General features: G+C 67.8%; 14 protein-coding genes. 7 read left to right on the top strand and 7 right to left on the bottom strand.

All coding sequences use genetic code 11. The features are described 5' to 3' along the window. Window positions 1-162: 162 nt before the first annotated feature. Window positions 163-1,026 carry a Cif family virulence factor gene (locus OD750_RS02005; protein WP_263543663.1) on the bottom strand — a complete coding sequence of 288 codons (864 nt, stop codon included), beginning with the start codon at window positions 1,024-1,026 and terminating at the stop codon, window positions 163-165. Between the two features lie 120 nt (window positions 1,027-1,146). Between OD750_RS02005 and hslO the strand changes: the two genes are divergently transcribed. Beyond that, window positions 1,147-2,034, top strand: coding sequence for an Hsp33 family molecular chaperone HslO (gene hslO, locus OD750_RS02000; protein ID WP_263543664.1), 888 nt, complete (start codon window positions 1,147-1,149; stop codon window positions 2,032-2,034). 7 nt (window positions 2,035-2,041) lie between these two features. Here hslO and OD750_RS01995 read toward each other — a convergent pair whose 3' ends face one another. After that, window positions 2,042-5,023 carry a bifunctional diguanylate cyclase/phosphodiesterase gene (locus OD750_RS01995; RefSeq protein ID WP_263543665.1) on the bottom strand — a complete coding sequence of 994 codons (2,982 nt, stop codon included), beginning with the start codon at window positions 5,021-5,023 and terminating at the stop codon, window positions 2,042-2,044. A gap of 354 nt (window positions 5,024-5,377) precedes the next feature. On the opposite strand from OD750_RS01995, the gene OD750_RS01990 reads away from it, so the two are divergent. From OD750_RS01990 to OD750_RS01980, 3 genes are all read left to right on the top strand, one after another. Next, window positions 5,378-6,451: a hypothetical protein gene (locus OD750_RS01990; protein ID WP_263543666.1), complete on the top strand. Its 1,074-nt coding sequence runs from the start codon at window positions 5,378-5,380 to the stop codon at window positions 6,449-6,451. 394 nt (window positions 6,452-6,845) lie between these two features. Then, a complete protein-coding gene (locus tag OD750_RS01985; protein ID WP_263543667.1) occupies window positions 6,846-9,725 on the top strand; it encodes a TonB-dependent receptor domain-containing protein in 2,880 nt (959 codons plus the stop codon). Between the two features lie 83 nt (window positions 9,726-9,808). After that, window positions 9,809-11,614, top strand: coding sequence for a tetratricopeptide repeat-containing sulfotransferase family protein (locus tag OD750_RS01980; RefSeq protein ID WP_263543668.1), 1,806 nt, complete (start codon window positions 9,809-9,811; stop codon window positions 11,612-11,614). On the opposite strand, the gene OD750_RS01975 is transcribed toward OD750_RS01980, so the two are convergent. Beyond that, entirely contained in the window at window positions 11,596-12,222 is a 627-nt protein-coding gene (locus tag OD750_RS01975; RefSeq protein ID WP_263543669.1) for a sulfotransferase family protein, read from the bottom strand. The two genes, OD750_RS01980 and OD750_RS01975, sit on opposite strands and share 19 nt — an antisense overlap. A 168-nt stretch (window positions 12,223-12,390) precedes the next feature. Here OD750_RS01975 and OD750_RS01970 point away from each other — a divergent pair, with 168 nt between their 5' ends. The 3 genes from OD750_RS01970 to OD750_RS01960 all read left to right on the top strand — a co-directional run bounded on the left by OD750_RS01970 (window position 12,391) and on the right by OD750_RS01960 (window position 15,885). Further along, window positions 12,391-13,374 carry an aspartyl/asparaginyl beta-hydroxylase domain-containing protein gene (locus OD750_RS01970; RefSeq protein WP_263543670.1) on the top strand — a complete coding sequence of 328 codons (984 nt, stop codon included), beginning with the start codon at window positions 12,391-12,393 and terminating at the stop codon, window positions 13,372-13,374. A 109-nt stretch (window positions 13,375-13,483) separates the two neighbouring features. Beyond that, complete coding sequence (locus OD750_RS01965; RefSeq protein ID WP_263543671.1) at window positions 13,484-15,310, top strand: tetratricopeptide repeat-containing sulfotransferase family protein; 1,827 nt, start codon at window positions 13,484-13,486, stop codon at window positions 15,308-15,310. Then, entirely contained in the window at window positions 15,307-15,885 is a 579-nt protein-coding gene (locus OD750_RS01960) for a 2OG-Fe(II) oxygenase (protein WP_263543672.1), read from the top strand. The genes OD750_RS01965 and OD750_RS01960 overlap by 4 nt, the downstream gene beginning before the upstream one ends. 50 nt (window positions 15,886-15,935) lie before the next feature. Here the strand turns inward: OD750_RS01960 and OD750_RS01955 are convergent, their stop codons facing one another. From OD750_RS01955 to OD750_RS01940, 4 genes are read right to left on the bottom strand one after another with little or no spacing between them, the layout of a single operon-like run. Next, window positions 15,936-16,838 carry a DUF4097 family beta strand repeat-containing protein gene (locus OD750_RS01955; protein ID WP_263543673.1) on the bottom strand — a complete coding sequence of 301 codons (903 nt, stop codon included), beginning with the start codon at window positions 16,836-16,838 and terminating at the stop codon, window positions 15,936-15,938. 20 nt (window positions 16,839-16,858) lie between these two features. Beyond that, the gene (locus OD750_RS01950) at window positions 16,859-17,344 is read right to left on the bottom strand and encodes a hypothetical protein (RefSeq protein WP_263543674.1); all 486 of its coding nucleotides are present in this window, start codon (window positions 17,342-17,344) and stop codon (window positions 16,859-16,861) included. Beyond that, the gene (locus OD750_RS01945; RefSeq protein ID WP_425508201.1) at window positions 17,341-17,922 is read right to left on the bottom strand and encodes an RNA polymerase sigma factor; all 582 of its coding nucleotides are present in this window, start codon (window positions 17,920-17,922) and stop codon (window positions 17,341-17,343) included. Before OD750_RS01945 ends, OD750_RS01950 begins: the two co-directional genes overlap by 4 nt. 35 nt (window positions 17,923-17,957) lie before the next feature. After that, window positions 17,958-18,884, bottom strand: a complete 927-nt coding sequence (locus tag OD750_RS01940; RefSeq protein ID WP_263543676.1) for a histone deacetylase family protein — start codon at window positions 18,882-18,884, stop codon at window positions 17,958-17,960. Window positions 18,885-18,889 lie beyond the last annotated feature (5 nt).

The following is an 18,889-nucleotide window of genomic DNA, read 5'->3' as shown; positions in this document are numbered from 1 at the left end:
TGCACTGCGATGACGGGAGTCCACGCCGGTCGGGGCGTCAGGGCGCTTCGCGGTCCCGCGCGCCGATAGTCCCGGCGCGCGATATCCATGCGCAACTGGATGGCCGAACTGTTGACATTTCGCGATGCCGACGCGCCGGCCGCCCGTACGGTCTCTCGCCGCTCAGCGCTTCCGCGGCTCGTCCGGCGCCGTCGCCAGCGCCGCGACCAGCAACCAGCCGCGCGCCGCGTCGCGCCGCCACATGCGCACATAACCGCCCGGCGCATCGGCGCGCGCGTCCGCCCGGCCGCCGACGGTATAGGCGAGATCGCCGCTCGCGGCGAGATCGCTTCCCACCCGGCGCAGTCCCGACGGCGCGACGCTCGCGGCGGGCGGCGCGGAGGTCACCTGCGGCATTTTCCCCTCTTCGAACAAGCGCACTTCTGCACTACTGCACTGCGCGAGCGCGGCCTGCGCCGTGTCGCCGTTGAGTGCGTCGTCGGCCGCGTGCAACGACGTGCGCGCCGCATCGAGCGCGTCGATCGCGAGCCGTTCGGGCAACGCGGCGCCCGGGGCGCGCAGCGTCAACGACGCGTCCAGCACGACCGGGCCGTGCGAGACGCCGTGATCGAGCGCGTTCCTCCACACGCCGTCGGCACCGCGCTTCCACACGCTGAAGAAATGCCCGGCGGCCTTCTCGCCTTCCGGCGTCTCGCTGTTCCACGGACCGTACGTGTAGCCGAAGTCGCCGGACGCGGCGATTTCGGCGTATTCGGGGCCCCATCGAAGGGTGCCCGGGCCGCCCGGATGCGCGTCGAACCAGGCCTTGGCGCGTACCGGCTGCGGGCGCAGCAGCCACGCGTCGGCCGCGAGATGCTTCACGAACGCGCCGCGAACGCCGACGACCTGCGCCTCGGCCGCGAACGCGCGCTCGGCCGCCGCGAGATCGTCGACACGCGCCTGCGCGGTGTTGGCGGCGCCTGCGGCGCCCGCCATCGAAAAGCCGATGCACAACAGCGCCGCGCGCTGCCACAATACGCAGTTCATGATTCCGCCCTCCGGTCGATGTGCCGGACTGTAGAGAACCCGCCCGGGGCGCAGCCAGCGTCCCGGCGCCTATCGACAACGCCTGCAACGCAAGGCAACAACCCGCGACCCGGAGCCGACGTGATCGACGCGAACGACCAATTGCACCGTTTCCTGCTCGAACGCGCCGGTGCCGGCGGCGTGATCGTGCAGCTGGAGGAAAGCTGGCAGGAGGTCGTCGGCCGCGACGACTATCCGCCGCGCGTGGCGGCCTGGCTCGGCCAGGCGCTCGCCGCCTGCGCGGTGCTCACCGGCAACACGAAATTTCGCGGCAGCCTGTCGATACAGCTCAAGAGCGACGGTCCGGTGCGCCTGTTGTTCGCGCAATGCACCGACGAGGGGCAGTTGCGCGGCCTGGCGCAGTACGCCGATTCGCTCGACGGCGTGCGCGACCTTGCCGACCTCGTCAACCCGATACTCGCGATCACGATCGAGAACGCCGCGACCGGCCATCGCTATCAAGGGCTGGTGCCCGTCGAGCACGGCGAGCTGTCGCAGCTGATCGAAAACTACTTCGAACAATCCGAACAGCTGCCCACGCGCATCCGCCTCGCCAGCGACGGAAGGCGCTGCGCCGCGATCCTCCTGCAGCCGATCGCGAGCGGCGGCGGCATCGGCGATGCCGATCCCGACGGCTGGAATCGCGCGCAGCACCTGTTCGCGACGCTGACCGACGCCGAATTGCTCGACCTGCCGGCCGTCGAGGTGCTGCGCCGGCTGTTTCACGAAGAGGGCGCGCGCCTCATCGAATCGCGCCCTCTGCGCTTTGGCTGTCAATGCAGCCGCGAACGCGTGGCCGCGGTGCTGCGCAATCTCGGCCGCGACGAGGCGATGGCCGCGATCCAGGACGACGGACGCGTCGAAGTCACCTGCGAATTTTGCAATACGCGCTACCACTTCGACCGCATCGATCTGGAGCAGGTGTTCCGCGCACTGCCCGACGCGCCGTCGTCGCCGACGGCGCACTAGGCCGAGGCTAGCCTCCCGCGAGCCAATGCTCCGCCGGTTGCGGCCGGCCGAACAGAAAGCCCTGGCCGAATTCGCAGCCGAGCACCTCGAGCGCCTCGTGCTGCGTTTCGGTTTCGATGCCCTCGGCGATCACCTGCATGCCGAGCGAACCGGCCAGCGCGAGGATCGCGCGCACCACCGCGCTGGAACTGGCGTCTTCGCGCGGCTTGAGCTCGGCGACGAACGAGCGGTCGATCTTGAGCGCCTGCAGCGGATACTGGTGCAGATAGCTCAGCGACGAGTAGCCGGTGCCGAAATCGTCGAGCGCGACGCTGACGCCGCGGCGGCGCAGGTTGACCAGTATCTGCTTGACCTGTGCGGGATTTTCCAGAAGTGCGCGTTCGGTCACTTCAATACGAATGCGGCTCGGCAGCACGCCGTTGCGGTCGAGAATCGCGAACAGTTCGCGGTCGAGCTCCGACAGGCGGAAATGACGCGCCGTGAGATTGATGCTGACGAAACCGCCCTGCGCCGTCAGCGCCGGCGCGATCGCGCACACGCGCTCGAACATCTGCCAGTCGATCTGCTCGGCGAGGCCGCCCTCTTCGGCCACCCCGAGAAACTCCGCCGGCAGCAGCACGCCGCGCTCGGGATGGCGCCAGCGCACGAGCGCCTCGTAGCCGACGATGCCGCGGTCCGAGAGTCGCACGATCGGCTGGAAATACGGCTCGAGTTCGCCGCGCGCGACGGCGCGGCGCAGGTCGTTCTCGACCTCGAGCAGGCGCAGCGCCTCCTGGTGCAGGCGCTCGTCGAACAGCGCGTAGCGGTGGCGGCCTTCGGCCTTGGCGCGGTACATCGCGACGTCGGCGTCGCGCAGCAGCTCTTCGGCCTTCGCGTAACGCGACGATGCGAGCGCGATGCCGATCGAGGTCGAGGTGAACACTTCCTTCGGGCCCAGCCGGATCGGCGCGTTGAGCGCGTCGATGATGCGCGCGGCGAACGCCATCGCGGTGTCGGGCTGCGGCACGTCGTGCAGCAGGATCGCGAACTCGTCGCCGCCGAGGCGCGCGGCGACGTCGCCCGGGTTCAGGCAGCCCGCGATGCGCCCGCCGACTTCATACAGAAGATCGTCGCCGACGAGATGGCCGACCGAGTCGTTGATGATCTTGAAGCGATCGAGATCGAGAAACAGCACCGCGAACGGCCGCTGCGCGTCGCGCCGGTAACGATCCAGCGCAAGCTCCAGCCGTTCGAGGAACAGCGTGCGATTGGGCAGGCCGGTCAGCGAATCGTGCAGCGTTTCGTGCTTCAACTGGCGCTCGATGCTTTCGCGATAGGCGATCTGCTCGCGCAGGTCGCGGTTCGCGGCGGCGAGTTCGCCGGTGCGCTCGGCCACGCGCTGTTCGAGTTCGGCGTACGCGTGCTTGAGCGATTCGGCACTGCGCTTGCGTTCGAGCGCGTTGGCGATGTGGTACGACACGAACGTGAGCAGTTCCTGGTCGCGCGCGGTATAGCGGTAGTCTTCGGAATAGCTCTGCACCGCGAGCACGCCGACCGGCTTGTCGGCGCAGATCAGCGGCACGCCGAGCCAGCACACCGACTGCGAACCGAAGCTCACGACGTCGCCGCTCATGCGCAGCCGCTCGATGCCGTCGCGGTCGACGAGCAGCGCGGTGCCGTGATTGAGCACGTATTCGGTCAGGCCGCGGCCGGGCTTGCGCGCCTTGCGCTCGTGGTCGAATTCGTCGACCGAATACGGAAAACCGAGCTCGCCGCGATCGTCCGACGCGAGCGCGATGTAGAAATTGCGCGCGTTGAGCAGGCCGCCCACGACGCGGTGCACGGCGGCGTAGAACTCGTCGAGACTGTCGGTGGTGTTGGCGAGTTCGGCGATGCGAAACAGCGCCGCCTGCAGCCGCTCGCCGCGCTGGCGTTCGAGCACCTGCTGCTGCAGCACGCGATTGGCCTCGCGCAGCGCGTCGGTGCGCTCCTCGACGCGGCGTTCGAGCTCCTCGTGCACGCGGCGGCGTTCGAGCGCCGTCAGAATATGCTGCGCGACGTAGGTGAGCAGCGCCTGGTCCTGCTCCGAAAAGCGCTCGCTGTCCTTGTAGCTTTGTACAACAATCCCGCCGACGACGCTGCCGGCGCGCAACAGCGGCACGCCGAGCCAGTCGACGCATTCGGGGCCGACCTCGACGATCTTGCCGTCGACCTGCGCCGCGAGCGCGCCCGGCGGCCCGCGCAGCGCGCGACCGCCGACGACGAGATGCCAGGTCATGCTCCGATGCAGCTCGTCGAGGCTGAACTCGCGCTGCGGCGAGGGAACGTCCTGGTCGGCGATGTCGACGAAATACGGAAAACGCAGCGTGCGGGTCTTGGGCTCGTACAGCGCGATGTAGAAGTTCTCGGCGTACATCAGGCTGCCGACGATGCGATGCAGCGCCGCCATCACTTCGGGCATCTCGCGGTCGGTGTTCGCCTGGTCGGCGATCGCGAACAGCGCGCGCTGCAGGCGTTCGGCGCGCTCCAGGCGGTCGACCGCGCGCTGCAGGCTGTCGGCCGCGCGCACGCTGACGAGCTTCGCGTCGAGCAGCATCACGCAGCGCGCCCAGTTTTCCTGCCAGTCGGGGCTCGACCACGCCTCGGCGCCGACGCGCGCATCGAGGAGGCCCGTCGTCGCACCGGGGTTGCCGAGCGGCTGCAGCACGCGAACGCCGTAAGCGGCCGGTTCCACGAGCACGATCGGCGGCGCGAGCACCGACGGCGCGGTCAGCGCGTCCTGGCGCGCATTGACGTGACCGGCCATCAGCACCGCCGCAGCGGCGCTGTCGACCAGGCGAAACTGCCCGTCGCCGAGCAGCGCGCCGCAGAGTGCGACGCCGGCGTGCCCTACGTCGTCCCAACCGACGGCTTGCAGCAATCGTTTGAGCGCCGCGTCGACGAGATCGGCACGATTGGCCGGCAACTGGCGCAGGCTGGCTCCGGCACTGGGCGGCTTGGGGATCGACATGCGACGACGGATCTCGGCGGAGCAAAGCGCAGGGCGCAGTGTAGTGCAATGCGGCGAAGTGCTGAACAAATCGGCGATTCGGTTCAGCCGGCGAGCCCGAAATCGCGCGCGCCCGGCGCCGGATTGCCGCGTTAGGGGAACCTGGGTGATCGCGCGTCGTCGCAGATGTCGCGACCATGAACGGGATCGCGAACTGCGGCGGACGCCTGTTCCGATCTTTCGCGAACTGTGCTACGCAACACAAGACGCGCACGTTATTTTTTTGTAAACTGCGGGCCGTAAACCGTGTGTCGCCCGTACGGAACTCACGCCAGCCCCGACAGTCTCAACCGCGGCCCCGGGAACCTGTATTCGATGCGCAAGGCCCTGCTCTTCGCCAGTCTGACCGCTCTGCTGCCCTCCGTGGCCGCGGCGCAGTCGCTTGCGCTCGAGCCGGACCATCCGCAACAGCAGACCCGCCAGGCGCTGCTCGACAGCCTGCTGCGTCCCGGCGGCGGCGCGGCCGACCTGTCCCTGACGCCGATGTGGAGCACGCCCGACGGCCGCATCCTGATCGCCGCGGCGAAAGCCAATCCCGGCCAGACGCCGCTGGCGCAGCCGGTAGCGCCGCAGGTCGGCGGCGCGCTCGACTGGCAGCTCGTCGACGCGACGGCGCTGGTCGGCGCGGCGAGAATCGGTGCGAACTCCCACGTTTCGGTCGGATTCGGCGTTTCCCCGCTGATTCTGGCCGAACCCGACCAGGCCGGCTTTTCCGGCTGCGGCGCCCTGCGGTTCGAGCAGCTCGCGTATGCGGGCGACTGCCTCGCCGGCACCGCACCCGCAACGTATTCGGCCGGCGCCTGGTATGCCGGCACCCTCAATGCCGGCTGGGCCAACGACGATTTCGCGTTCGACCTCGGGCTCGGCCTGAGCTGGCTCGAACCGACGCTTCCGTCGACGTTCGCGCCGGTCCTGAGTTCCGCGCTGCCGACGCTGAGCGTGCCGGGCAGCACGCTGCCGAGTCTCGTGATTCCGGCCCGCGACGCGTGGCGCTTCAGCGATTCGAGCGCGATCGGTGCGCACGGGCGCTGGTCGTTCTCGCCGGAGCAGTCGCTAGATCTCGGCGCGAGCTTCGGCCGCATCCGCCTCAATCCCGACGCCGCCGGCACGCGCACCGAATGGCAGCAGACCGCGTTGAGCCTCGGCCTGTCCAGCAATTCGCTGAGCACGAGCATCACCGGCCGCCTGTACAACCCGAACACGCTGACGCCCGGCGGCACGCCGGGCCAGCGCTGGACCGGCTTCGATCTCGGCGTCACCTGGCGTACGCCGTGGCGCGCAGACCTGAGCATCGGTGCGCAGAACCTGTGGACCAGCCCGCCGCTGACCGGCGAGGAAGCCGAAGCGCAGGCACGTATCCCCTACGTGCAGTACCACCAGGATCTGTAACCCCCGGCGCCGACGCGCCGGTTTTTTTGCCCCACGCATATTCCGCGCGCTCGCGCAAGCCCCTCGAAAGATGTCCGGACGGCCTTCCGAAACGCCGCCGGCCGACGCATGCCCGATCACTCGACTGCGCAATTTCGGTATCGTACCGTCGCCGCAAACGGCGCATTTGCAACAACGCGAAAAAGCAGAATTTCCTTTTAACATCAACCATGTAAAGGTTGAATTTCGGTTAACGCGAGACACTCGTTGCAAGAATACAACAGGGATTCCAACACGTTGCGAATGTTGCTAGTATCGGCCGCTGCCGAGGCATAGGTAGGTAGTTCCTTGGCCATTTCCAGGAAGGAAAAGCAAAGTCCCGAACCGTGTCACAACTCTGACGTTGGAGAGTGCAATGAGACAAAACAGCAACGAGCTTCTGCGCGCCGTGCGCTATGCCCTGTACGTGGGCACGACGGCCGCTGTAGGCCTCAGCGCCGCACCGGTATTCGCGCAGGACGCCGGCGAGAACACCGACAAGCTGGAAACGATCGTCGTCACCGGTTCGCGCATTCGTCGCGTCGATCTCGAAACGTCGAGCCCGGTCTTCGTCATCGACAAGTCCGCGATCGAAAAGACCGGTAAGGTCACGATCGGCGACCTGCTCCAGGAAGCCCCGTCGATCGCCGGCGCGGCGACCAACCCGTCCGTGAACAACGGCGGCGGCTCCGGCGCGGCGACCGTTTCGCTGCGCGGCCTGGGCTCGCAGCGCACGCTGCTGCTGCTCAACGGCCACCGCGTGTTCTACAACGACGTGAACTCGATCCCCATCAACATGGTCGAGCGCATCGAAATCCTGAAGGACGGCGCGTCCGCCGTGTACGGCTCCGACGCGATCGGCGGCGTGGTCAACTTCATCACGCGTCGCGACTTCCAGGGCCTGGAAGCCTCGTTCGACTACGGCGTCTCGGATCGTGACGACGGCGAGCGCAAGGGCGTCAGCATGACCCTCGGCCATGCCAGCGACCGCGGCAGCGTCGTGGTCGGCATGACCTACAACCGCCAGCGCCAGGTCGGCGCGGGCGAGCGCGAGTTCTCGTCGCCGGCGCTGTACAACTACCGCAACACCAGCATCTTCGCGCTGGGTTCGGGCTCCGTGCCGAACGGCCGTCTGGTCATTCCGCGTTCGCGCGCCGTCGCTCTGGGCATCAACTGCCCGGGCACGTCGGCCACCGTCAACGTGACGCGCATCTCCGGCACGCGCGGCACCGCCGCCACCGACTACCGCTGCTACGTCGCCAGCGGCGCGAACAACGACTCGTACGACTACTCGCCGTACAACCTCGAACTGACGCCGACCGAACGCGCCGGCCTGTTCGCGGCGGGCAACTACCGCATCACCGACAACGTCGAAGCCTACGTCGAAGCGTTCACGAACAAGACGCGTTCGAAGTTCGTCATCGCCCCGCTGCCGCTGATCCTCGGCATCAACTCGGGCGCGATCGTCTCGGCCGACAGCATCTACAACCCGTTCGGCGTCAACGTCTCGTCGGGCGGCACGCGTACGGTCCTCGCGGGCAATCGCGAAGGCCGCTTCTCGACGCAGGCCGACCAGATCAGCACGGGCCTGCGCGGCAGCTTCGGCGACACGTGGCAGTGGGACGCGGGCATCACCTGGGCGCGCACCGACCAGACGCGTTCGTCCTCGGGCTACTACTACAAGCCGGGTCTGGCCGCCGCTGTCGGCCCGTCGTTCTACGACGCCGACGGCGTCGCGCGCTGCGGCCGTCCGGGCGCGGTCATCGCCGGTTGCGTGCCGATCAACATCTTCAACGTGACCGACGGCACCTCGCCGGAAGGCCGTGCGAACCTCGAAGCGCTGCAGGCGCTGGCGATCACCCCGTTCGCGCACTCGTACGCGACCGAGAAGACCGCTCAGTTCAACCTCACCGGCGAACTGTTCGAACTGCCGGCCGGCGCCGTGAGCCTCGCGCTCGGCGGCGAATACCGCAAGGACTATCAGTACTTCCAGCCGGACTTCGCCTCGCTCATCACGAACCCGAACACGGGCGAGTGCTTGACGTCGACCGACGCGTGCGCGTCGCCGAACAGCGGCGAACTGTCGGTCAAGGAAGTCTACGCCGAGTTCTTCATCCCGGTTCTGCGTGACGTGTTCCTCGCCAAGTCGCTGAACTTCACGCTCGGCAGCCGCTATTCCGACTACTCCGCGTTCGGCGATACGACGAACTCGAAGCTCGGCCTCGAATGGCGCCCGATCGACGACCTGCTGATTCGCGGCACGATCGCCGAAGTGTTCCGCTCGCCGACGATCTCCGACCTGTACGGCGGCATCACCCCGAGCGCCGACACCTACCGCGATCCCTGCGACAACCTCAGCGCCGCCGACGTCAACAACCCGGCCTGCCAGGGCCTGCAGCCGGGCTTCCAGCAGCTGACGCAGCAGACGCAGTCCCTGCAGGGCAGCAACGTCAACGTCCTGCCGGAACAGGGCAAGTCGTTCACGTGGGGCTTCGTCTACGATCCGAACTGGCTCGAAGGCTTCTCGACGTCGGTCGACGTGTGGCGCATCTACCTCACCGACACCATCGGTGCGCTCGGTACGCAGAACATCCTCGACCAGTGCTTCATCAACGGCAACTACTGCAACCTGTTCACGCGCGAAGCGCAGACAGGCGACGTCAACTTCGTCAACAACACGACGCAGAACGTCGGCCGCATCGACACTTCGGGTATCGACATCGGCTTCAAGTACCGTCTGCCGGAAACCGCGTGGGGCAACTTCCGCGCGAGCCTCGATGCGACCTATCTGCAGAAGTACAACGTGCAGAGCATCCAGGGCGTGATCGAGACGCAGATCAACTACGCGGGTTCGTACCAGTCGTCGTCGACCGGCGGCAACGGCAACTTTGCCCGCTGGCGCGCTCTCGCGGCGTTGAACTGGAACCTCGGCGCGTTCGATGCGTCCTGGCGCGTTCGCTACATCGGTCCGTCGCGCTTCGGCGATACGATCTCGACGCCGTCGGGCTACAACGTCATCGCTCCGGTGATCGACGCCGGCCACAACTCGTTCCGTACGGGCGCCTACACGTACCACAACCTGCAGCTCGGCTATAACATCGAGCCGATCAACACGCACGTCGAACTCGGTATCGACAACGTGTTCGACAAGCAGGCGCCGGTGCTGTGGCAGTACGGCTTCAACGGCAATACCGACGAGCGTACGTACGACACCGTGGGCCGCTACTTCTGGGCTCGCGTCGGCGTGAAGTTCTAAGCGCCGCAACGTAGTTCGTAGTGCTATACAAGCCGCGTGGCGCAAGCCACGCGGCTTTTTCATTGACGATCCGGCAACTCTTCATGCTCCAATCCGCTTTCAACGCGCTCCAGTCCGGCGATGCGCGCGCCGCCGAAGCGGCGGCGCGGCGCGCCCTCGCCACCCTGCCCGACGACGAGGAAGCCTTGCTGGTCCTCGCACTGAGTCTCGATGCGCAATCGCGCTACGACGACGCGCTCGCCGCTTTCGAGCGGCTGGCGGTCGTGAGCCCCGGCGTCGCGGAATATCGGATCAATCAAGGCGCGATGCTGCGCCTGCTCGGACGCGACGCCGACGCCGAGCGCGTCTATCGCGACGCGCTCTCGATCGATCCGGCGCAATCTGAAGCGCTGCGCAATCTCGGACTGATCGCGCTGTCGCAACAGCGCAACCCGGAAGCTTTCGAATTTCTGATGCGCGCCTACGAACTCGCGCCGGACGACGCATTGATTCGCGCGCAGGCCGCGAAGGCGAGCCACGCGGTCGGCGACGACGCTTCGGCCCGGCGCCTGCTCGACGGCTGGCGCACGTGGTGCGCGAACGAACCCGGCGAGCTGCTCGACGTCGCATGGACGCTGATGCGCGTCGAGCGCACGGCCGATGCCGAAGCCGCGCTCGATCTCGCGGCGCGGCGACTGCCCGACGATCCGCGCGTGCGGCTGCGCCAGGCCGAACTGTACGAACGCATCAACCGCATACCCGAAGCGCGAGCCGCGCTGGAGCGACTGGGTCCGCTCGATACCGCGGAACTGAGCGAACAGGCCGCCGTCGTGCGTGCGCTCGTCGCCACACGCGGCGACGACGTCGACGACGCGATACGCCGGCACGAGGCGATACTCGAAGCGCCCGGCGCGCTCGAACGCCACCTGACGATCGCGTTCGGCCTCGCACGCCTGTACGACCGCGCGCGCAGGCCCGACGCGGCGATGGCGATGCTGGACCGCGCGCACGCCGCGCAGATGAAGCAGCTCGCGATCGATCATCCGCAGGCCGTGTCGTTCGACACGATGACGATCACACGCCGCCGGCTGACGCCGGAACTCGTCGCGACCTGGCAGCACGACGGCGCGCCCGACGCGGCGGCATCGCCGATCTTCGTCGTCGGTTTTCCGCGCTCCGGAACGACGCTGCTCGAAACCATGCTCGACGCGCATCCCGCGCTGACGACGATGGACGAACAGCCTTTCGTGCAGAACCTGATCGCGGCGGTCGAGCAGCGCGGGCTGCGCTACCCGCAGGATCTCGGCGCGTTGACGCGCGCGGACCTCGATGCATTGCGCGCGCAGTACTTCGCGACCGTCGCGAGCCGCACGCAGGCCGACGCGTCGCGCCGTCTCGTCGACAAGAATCCGTTGAACCTCCTGCGCCTGCCGATGATCGCGCGCGTGTTTCCGCACGCGCGGATCGTGCTCGCGCTGCGCCACCCGTGCGACGTCGTGCTGAGCAACTACCTTCAGATGTTCAGCGAACCGCTGTACGTGCCGCTGTGCGCGACGCTCGAATCGACCGCGCGCGGCTACGCCGACGCGTTCGACGCGTGGCTCGACCACTGCCGGCTGCTCGAACCGGCCGTGTTCGAACTGCGCCACGAAGACCTCGTCGACGATATCGACGCCGCGGCTGTCGCGCTGGCCGATTTTCTCGGCGTTGCGCGCCACCCCGCGATGACGGCGTTCCACGAGCACGCCCGTACGCGCGGCTTCATCGGCACGCCGAGCTACAGCCAGGTGGTCGAGCCGGTCAACCGCAAGGGCGTCGGCCGCTGGACGCGCTACCGCAGCCATTTCGAGCGCGTGCTGCCGACGCTCGAACCGTATCTGCGACGCTGGAACTACCCGTCGAACCCGTAGCCGAAGGCCTCGAGGTCGCGTGCGTAGAATCGCGCGACCAGACCGCGCAGTTCGTCGTCGTAGTAGTCGGCGTAGTGCCGGTGCTGCGTGCTGTTGACCTGCTCCAGCGGCGACGAGGCGATGCCGACCTTCGCGCAGATCGCGTCGAAATCGGCCTGCGAGCGCTCGCTGCGGCCGATGAAATCCATGCGCACCTGCCCGCTCTCGTCGGCCAGCAACTCGTACTGCGGGCGAAACAGCAGATGATCGAGCTGCGGATTGTCGCGGATGAAGAAACGCATGACGTCTCCGGGCCGCTGCGCGAACGCGTCGCCGTTGCGCGCCATGAACGCGCAGTACGACACGAAGCGGTCGTACGGATTGCGCACGAACGCGAACTTGAAATAGTCGTCGAGCACCGAACCGAGCACCGGCGCGACCTGCAGATAGCTCACATGGCCGTGGCCCAGGCTCGCCAGCGCCGGATACGGAAAGCGCTTGTCGACGAACAGGCCGACCTGCTCCATGTCGCCATCGGCGAGCTGCGGTCGCAGCGCGCGGCGGATCGAATGCGTGCCGGTTTTCGGCACCGCGAAAAAAACGTAGCGGGAACTGTGCGAAATGATCACGGGCGGCGGCGAATCGGGGCAATCGGCGAATTCTCGCACAGGCTCCGCGATGGGGCGGAGCCCGTGCGCATCGATCCCGCTGCGCGGCGCCCGCGGGAACGTTCGACGACCTGCGGGTCGGCGCACTACTATCGGCGTTCGACCCGAACGTTACCGAACGCACGCGCCATGAAACTCCAGGTTCCGTTTCTGCAACTTCCGTTGAGCTTCGACGCGGCGGCGCTCGCGGCTGAGATCGAGCAGCTCGGCGAATCGGCATGGCGGCCTCACCCGCAGGGCTTCGCCGGCAATTCCGCGGTGCCGCTGATCGCGGTCGGCGGCGACCCCGGCGACGACGCCGTGCGCGGCCCGATGCGGCCGACGCCGCATCTGGCGCGGCTTCCGTACCTGCGCCAGGTGCTCGCATCGTTCGGCGCGACGCTCGGCCGCTCGCGCCTGATGCGCCTGTCGGGCCAGGCCGAGGTCACGCCGCACGTCGACATCGACTACTACTGGCGCGAACACATTCGGGTCCACGTGCCGATCGTGACGCAGCCGGAAGTGCGGTTTCATTGCGGCGACAGCGACCTGCACATGGCTGCGGGCGAATGCTGGATCTTCGACACGTGGCGCCGTCACAAGGTGGTCAATTCGGACACGCGCGCACGCATCCACCTCGTCGCCGACACGGTCGGCGGCCCGGGCTTCTGGCCGCTGGTGAGCGCCGGACGCGTGCCGGGCCTCGACCAGCCCGGCTGGCGCGCGCGCCATGTCGCGCCTGACGGGGGGCCGGCCGAACTGCGGTACGAATCGGTCAATCTGCCCGCCGTCATGACGCCGTGGGAAGTGCGCGAGCATCTGATCTTCGTGCTCGAGGATGCGCGCGATCACCCGCAGCTCGACGTGCTGCATTTCCACATTGCCGATTTTTGCCGCCGCTGGCGGGCGTTGTGGGCGTGCTACGGCGAAGATCGCGCGGGCTGGCCCGAATATCGGGCCGAAGTCGACCGCTTTCGCGTCGAACTGCGCAATCTCGCGCCGAACATCTTCCTCCACAACGGCATCGGCGCGCAGCTCGCGATCCAGCATCTCGTCTGCGACGTCGCGGTGATCGACGAGAGCCGCACGAACCTCGCGGACGAGCGCTCGGGCCGCGCCGGCGCCGCGATGTAGCGCCGTGCGTTGCCCGAACGCGCAATCCGGATCGGCCGCGACGCTTTGCGTTGGCGCATCGATCGTCCCGTCGCGATAATTGCCGACGCATCCATCGGAGTCCCACGGCATGTCGCAAGCGGCTTTCGCATTTTTCCAGAACGGCCAGTTTGCGCGCGCCGAACACGCGTGCCGGCAGCTGCTCGCGCAGGACGACGGCAACGTCGACGCGGCGCTCGTGCTCGCGCTGTCGCTGCAGGCGCAGGGCCGCTCGCGCGAAGCGATTCCGCTACTGTCGCAGCTCGCGCAGAACGAACCGGACGTCTACGAATACTGGAGCAACCTCGGCAACGCGCTACGAGACGTGCGCCGGTTCGAAGATGCCACCGCGGCCTTCGCCCGCGCGCTCCGGCTCACCGGCCCACAGGCAGGCCTGCTCTTCAACATCGGCTTGAACGACCTCGATGCCGGCAACGCGGCCGACGCGCTCCGTGCGCTCGAGCAGGCGATCGCGCTCGAACCTGACGATCCGGAAATCCGCACCTACTGCGCGATCGCCGCGCTCGAAAACAACGACAAGCGGTTGGCGCGAACGCTCACCGACAACTGGCGCGAATGGCGCGAGGCCGATCCGTCGACGTTCGCCGAAGCGGCGTGGCTGATGTTTCGTCTCGGCAAGATCGCCGACGCGGAGCTCGCACTCGCGCAGGCCGCCGCCGCCTCGCCCGATCATCCGCGCGTCCTCGTGCGCCAGGGCGCGATCCACGAGCGCTCCAATCGTCTCGACCAGGCGTGGGCGATCGTCCACGAACTGTCGCGGCATCCGGCGCTGCCGTCGGCGGTCGGCGAGGACCTCGCGATCCTGCGCGCGTCGCTCGCGTCGCGCGGCGACGACCTGCCGGCCGCGCGGCGCCTGCACGAAGAGCTGATCTCGACCGGCACGGTGGCGTTCGCGAACTTCCATCTGAACTTTTCGCTCGCGAAAGTCTGCGACAAGCTCGGCGACCATGCCGCGGCGATGCGCGCGCTCGAAACGGCGCACCGGCTGCAGGCGGCACCGCTGCGCGAGCGCATGCCCTACATGTTCGAAGGCCGCTCGCCGTTTCGCATCACGCGCCACAGCCTCACGCCCGAGCAGTACGCGCAATGGCCGGCCGACGACGCCGGCGCGCCCGCGCGCGGGGCGAGCCCGATCTTCATCGTCGGTTTCCCGCGCTCCGGCACCACGATGCTCGAAACGATGCTCGACGCGCATCCGATGCTCGCGAGCATGGACGAACGGCCGTTCCTGCAGCGCGTGATCGAGGACATGCAGGCGCAGAAGCTCGAGTATCCCGAAGATCTCGGCCGGCTCACCGCCGCGCAGTGCGACGCGCTGCGCGCGGTCTACGCCGAGCGCGTCGCGCGCCACGTCACGCTCGCCGACGGCCAGCGGCTCGTCGACAAGAACCCGCTCAATCTCCTGAAGCTGCCGCTGATCCGCCGACTCTGGCCCCACGCGAAGATCGTCCTGATGCTGCGCCATCCGGCCGACGCGGTCGTCAGCAACTACATGCAGTCGTTCAACTCGCCGGCGTTCGTCGCGATGTGCGAGACGGTCGAATCCACCGCGCGCGGCTATGCCGACGCGATGGATTTCTGGATCGGTCAGCGCGAGGTGCTGCAGCCCGACGTGTTCGAACTGCGCTACGAAGACCTCGTCGCCGACGTCGAAACGCACGCGCGACGCCTCATCGAGTTCCTCGACCTTCCGTGGGACGACGCCGTACTGCGCTTCCACGAGCACGCGCGCAAGCGCGGCTACATCTCGACGCCGAGCTATACCCAGGTGATCGAACCGATCAACGCGCGCGCGGTCGGCCGCGCGCAGGCCTATGCCGCATGGCTCGCGCCGGCGCTGCCCGTGCTGCGACCGTATTTCGAACGCTGGGGCTATCGCGACCTCGACCCGCCGTGAACGCACAGGCCGACCGGCGCGATCTGCGCCACTATCTGCGGGTTTACGACGACGCGTTCGACGCGAACCTGTGCGCGCAGCTGATCGCATCGTTCGAAGGACTCGCGCGCTTCCAGCGCGGCAACGGGCGCGGCATCCGTGCGGGCCTGGACGACAGCGCGTGGACCGAACTCGACATCTCGCCGCTGTCCGATGCCGGCTTCAAGGGTTTTCTGCTGGGCCGCATGCAGGAAGCGCTCGCGCGCTACAACGCCGATATCGGACTGTCCATTCCGGTGCCGCCGTCGCCGCGCATCGCCGAGCTCGTGATCAAACGCTACCGGCCCGACCGCGAGGAACGCTTTCAGCTGCACTTCGATTCGATCAACGAAGCGGCGAACCGCTATCTCGTGTTTCTGTGGTATCTCAACGACATCGCCGAAGGCGGCGAAACGCGCTTTCCCGATCTCGACGTCGTCGTGCGTCCGCGCGCCGGACGCCTGCTGATGTTTCCGCCGTACTGGATGTACCAGCACGAGGCACCGCCGCCGCGCTCCGGCGACAAGTACATTCTGTCTACTTATCTATTGTTCTAGAATCTTGCGTTTCCGCAGCTCGGCCCGCGCGATCGTCGCGGGCGCGGCAGTCAATCGCGGCGCAGCGTCACGTCGCCGCTGAAACTATCGACATCGACGTCGCCCTCGCCGTCGCCGACGCGCACGTCGAGGCTCGAACCGGGCCCGTGCTCGCGCTTCTCGACCGTACCGAAGTCGCTGCGCAGCGTGCCGCTGAAGCTTTCGGCCTGGATGCGCGCCGACAGGTTCGACCCAAAGCCGATGCGTACGTCGCCGCTCATCGTTTCAACGTGCATGCGACCGCCTTTGCCGAGTTCGCCGCTGATTTCGATGTCGCCCGACACCGTGCCGGCCGACGTGTCTGACAGCGGCGCGCTGGCCACGACGCGCACGGCGCCCGATACCGTTTCGAAGCGCGTGCGTCCGCCGACGCCGCGGGCGCGCACGTCGCCGCTGACCGTCTGCACTTCGGCCTCGCCGGCCTTGCCGTCGAACTCGACGTCGCCGCTGACGCTTTCGATGCGGACGCGGCGGCTGTCGGATCCGACGCGCACGCGCCCGGAGACGCTGTCGACCGTCACGTCGCCGCCGGCGAGGTCGCTCACGACCACTGCGGCGCTGACGACGTTGATTTCGAGCGACGCCTTGCGCGGCACCTTGAGATTCAGCACCGACTCTTCCATCGACGAGTCGGAACCCCAGTTGAGCCAGCCCTTCGACTTGTCGGGGCCTTCCACCTTGACCGACAGGTGGCCGCCCTCGCCGTCGACGGCCAGACGCTTGGCGCCGTTGCCGAGCGTGCCGGAGATCGAGACCTCGTCCTTCTCCCAGGCGGTGACGTTGACTGCGCCCTTGACGTTGGAAACGTCGATGCGCACGTCGTCGTCGACGCTGCGCGTTTCGTTGATCGGCGTTCCGGCGAACACGGCGCCCGGGGCAAGGAACGCGATCAGTGGCAACAATTTCACTTTCATGGTTTCTCCACGTGTCGGCATCAGCTCGAAGCAAGCCCCATGCGCGCGAGTTTCATGCGACGTTCGTTGGTACGGTTGAGCAGGCCGACGAGGAACACCGCGTCGGGTTGATGTTGCAGCATCTGTTGCAGCTCGGCCGCGGCGGCGTCGAGTTCGGCGACGGCCCCGGCAAGGCGCGGATCCTGCGGCCGCACCTGTTTGAAATCGCGGTTGGCGCGTTCGAGCGCCGGACCCGGATCCGATGTCGCTTGCGCGAGTGTCGTCGTGGCCGTTCCCGGCACGCCGGCGAGCCAGTGCGAGGCGATCAGCACGCCGGCCGCGATGCTCGCGGCGGCCGCAAGCGGCAGCGCCCAGCGGCGTCGCGCCGGCGGCGCGATCGCGGGTTGCGCGGCGGCCGCTTCGGCCTCGATGCGGGCCGCGATGTCGAGCCACAGGTCGCGGCCGGGTTGCACCGGTCCGCCGAGCTCGCGCATGCCGCGCCGCCATTGGAATTCGTGATCGCTCATGCCGCATCTCCGAGCACGCGCCGCATCAAGCCGCGCGCGCGATGCAATTGCGCCTTCGACGAGCCTACCGCCATGCCCAGCTCTTTGGCGATCTCCTCGTGCTTCCACCCTTCGACATCGTGCAGCACCAGCACGGCGCGCGCGCGCGGCGGCAGCTTCGCGACGGCCTGTTCGAGGTCCGAACGCTCGCCGGCGCAGAACGGCACGTCGCCGCCGGCCGCGTACTCGAGCGCGTCGTCTTCGACGTTCTGCTCGGGTGCCGCACCGCGCACGTCCATCAGCGCGACATTGACGCCCAGGCGATACAGCCACGTCGAGAACGCGCTTTCGAACCGGAAGCCGGCGAGTTTCTGCCAGGCGCGGATGAACGCGTCCTGCGTCAGTTCTTCGGCGCGCGCGTGGTTCATTCCGACGATGCGCAGGATCGCGCCGTACACGCGGCCGACGTGCTTGCGGTAGAGCAGCTCGAAGGCACGCATGTCGCCCGCCATCGAACGCTCGACCAGGGCGACATCGTCCGCTGGCACCGGCGCCGATTCAGGCATCGCAAAGCTCATGGGCAGGCAGGCAGTATTCATGGTGCACGCTTGGATGCACCGTACCCGCGGAGCGTTTAAACCTGAACGATTCCCGCACGAACCCTGGCGAACGCCGCCGCCTCGCTGACCGTCGCGTAGTGAATGTCCACGATATCGGCAACATCGCTCGCGTATCCGCCCGCCATCGTCACGGCAACGGGAAAATCATGCCCGAGGCAGGCCTGGAAGACCATGCGATCGCGTTCGCGCAGGCCCTGCTTGGTCAGCTTGAGCCGTCCGAGGCGGTCGTTTTCGTACGGATCGGCGCCGGCGAGGTAGATCACGGCATCGGGCGCCGCCCGGCCGATCGCGACCGGCAGATGCCGCGCAAGCTCGGCGAGATAGTGCGCGTCGTCGCAGCCGTCGGGCAGCTCGACGTCGAGATCGCCGGCTTCCTTGATCGCCGGATAGTTGCGCTCGCCGTGCATCGAAAACGCGAAAATGCTCGGATCGCCGCGCACGATCGCCGCGGTGCCGTTGCCCTGGTGCACGTCGAGGTCGACGATCAGCACGCGGCGCGCGAGTCCGCGCGCCTGGGCGTCGCGCGCCGCGACGACCGAGTCGTTGAACACGCAATAGCCGGCGCCGTGGTCGGCGAACGCATGGTGCGTGCCGCCCGCGAGATTGACCGCGACGCCGTCGCCCGACAACGCCGCCGCGAGCGCGCCGATCGTGCCGCCGGACGAGCGCCGCGAGCGCTCGATCATCGCCGGCGACCACGGAAAGCCGATCTTTCGCAGTTCCGCCGCGTCGAGTTCGCCGCGCGCGGCGCGTTCGACGTAGGCGCGGTCGTGCGCGCGGCACAACTGCTCGTCGCTCGCGGCGGCCGGCTCGACGAGTTCGATGCCCGACTCGCACGCCGACGCCGCCACGCGTTCGACGAGCCGCGCGTATTTCGCCATCGGAAAACGATGTTCCGGCGGCAGCGGCAGCACGAAATGGTGGCAGTAGAACGCCTTCATCGAAG

The organism is Tahibacter soli (genome assembly GCF_025717065.2).
GTDB classification, from domain to species: Bacteria; Pseudomonadota; Gammaproteobacteria; order Xanthomonadales; family Rhodanobacteraceae; genus Tahibacter; species Tahibacter soli.
Note: the sequence above shows the minus strand (reverse complement) of the source record. Positions and strands in the feature narration are given on the sequence as shown.

Coding starts and splice junctions, on each gene's coding strand:
- OD750_RS01950 (WP_263543674.1), bottom strand. CDS start 17,344: ATGAGCGATCACGAATTCCAATGGCGGCGCGGCATGCGCGAGCTCGGC.
- OD750_RS01965 (WP_263543671.1), top strand. CDS start 13,484: ATGTCGCAAGCGGCTTTCGCATTTTTCCAGAACGGCCAGTTTGCGCGC.
- OD750_RS01985 (WP_263543667.1), top strand. CDS start 6,846: ATGAGACAAAACAGCAACGAGCTTCTGCGCGCCGTGCGCTATGCCCTG.
- OD750_RS01980 (WP_263543668.1), top strand. CDS start 9,809: ATGCTCCAATCCGCTTTCAACGCGCTCCAGTCCGGCGATGCGCGCGCC.
- OD750_RS01990 (WP_263543666.1), top strand. CDS start 5,378: ATGCGCAAGGCCCTGCTCTTCGCCAGTCTGACCGCTCTGCTGCCCTCC.
- OD750_RS02005 (WP_263543663.1), bottom strand. CDS start 1,026: ATGAACTGCGTATTGTGGCAGCGCGCGGCGCTGTTGTGCATCGGCTTT.
- OD750_RS01945 (WP_425508201.1), bottom strand. CDS start 17,922: ATGAATACTGCCTGCCTGCCCATGAGCTTTGCGATGCCTGAATCGGCG.
- OD750_RS01940 (WP_263543676.1), bottom strand. CDS start 18,884: ATGAAGGCGTTCTACTGCCACCATTTCGTGCTGCCGCTGCCGCCGGAA.
- OD750_RS01955 (WP_263543673.1), bottom strand. CDS start 16,838: ATGAAAGTGAAATTGTTGCCACTGATCGCGTTCCTTGCCCCGGGCGCC.
- OD750_RS01995 (WP_263543665.1), bottom strand. CDS start 5,023: ATGTCGATCCCCAAGCCGCCCAGTGCCGGAGCCAGCCTGCGCCAGTTG.
- OD750_RS01970 (WP_263543670.1), top strand. CDS start 12,391: ATGAAACTCCAGGTTCCGTTTCTGCAACTTCCGTTGAGCTTCGACGCG.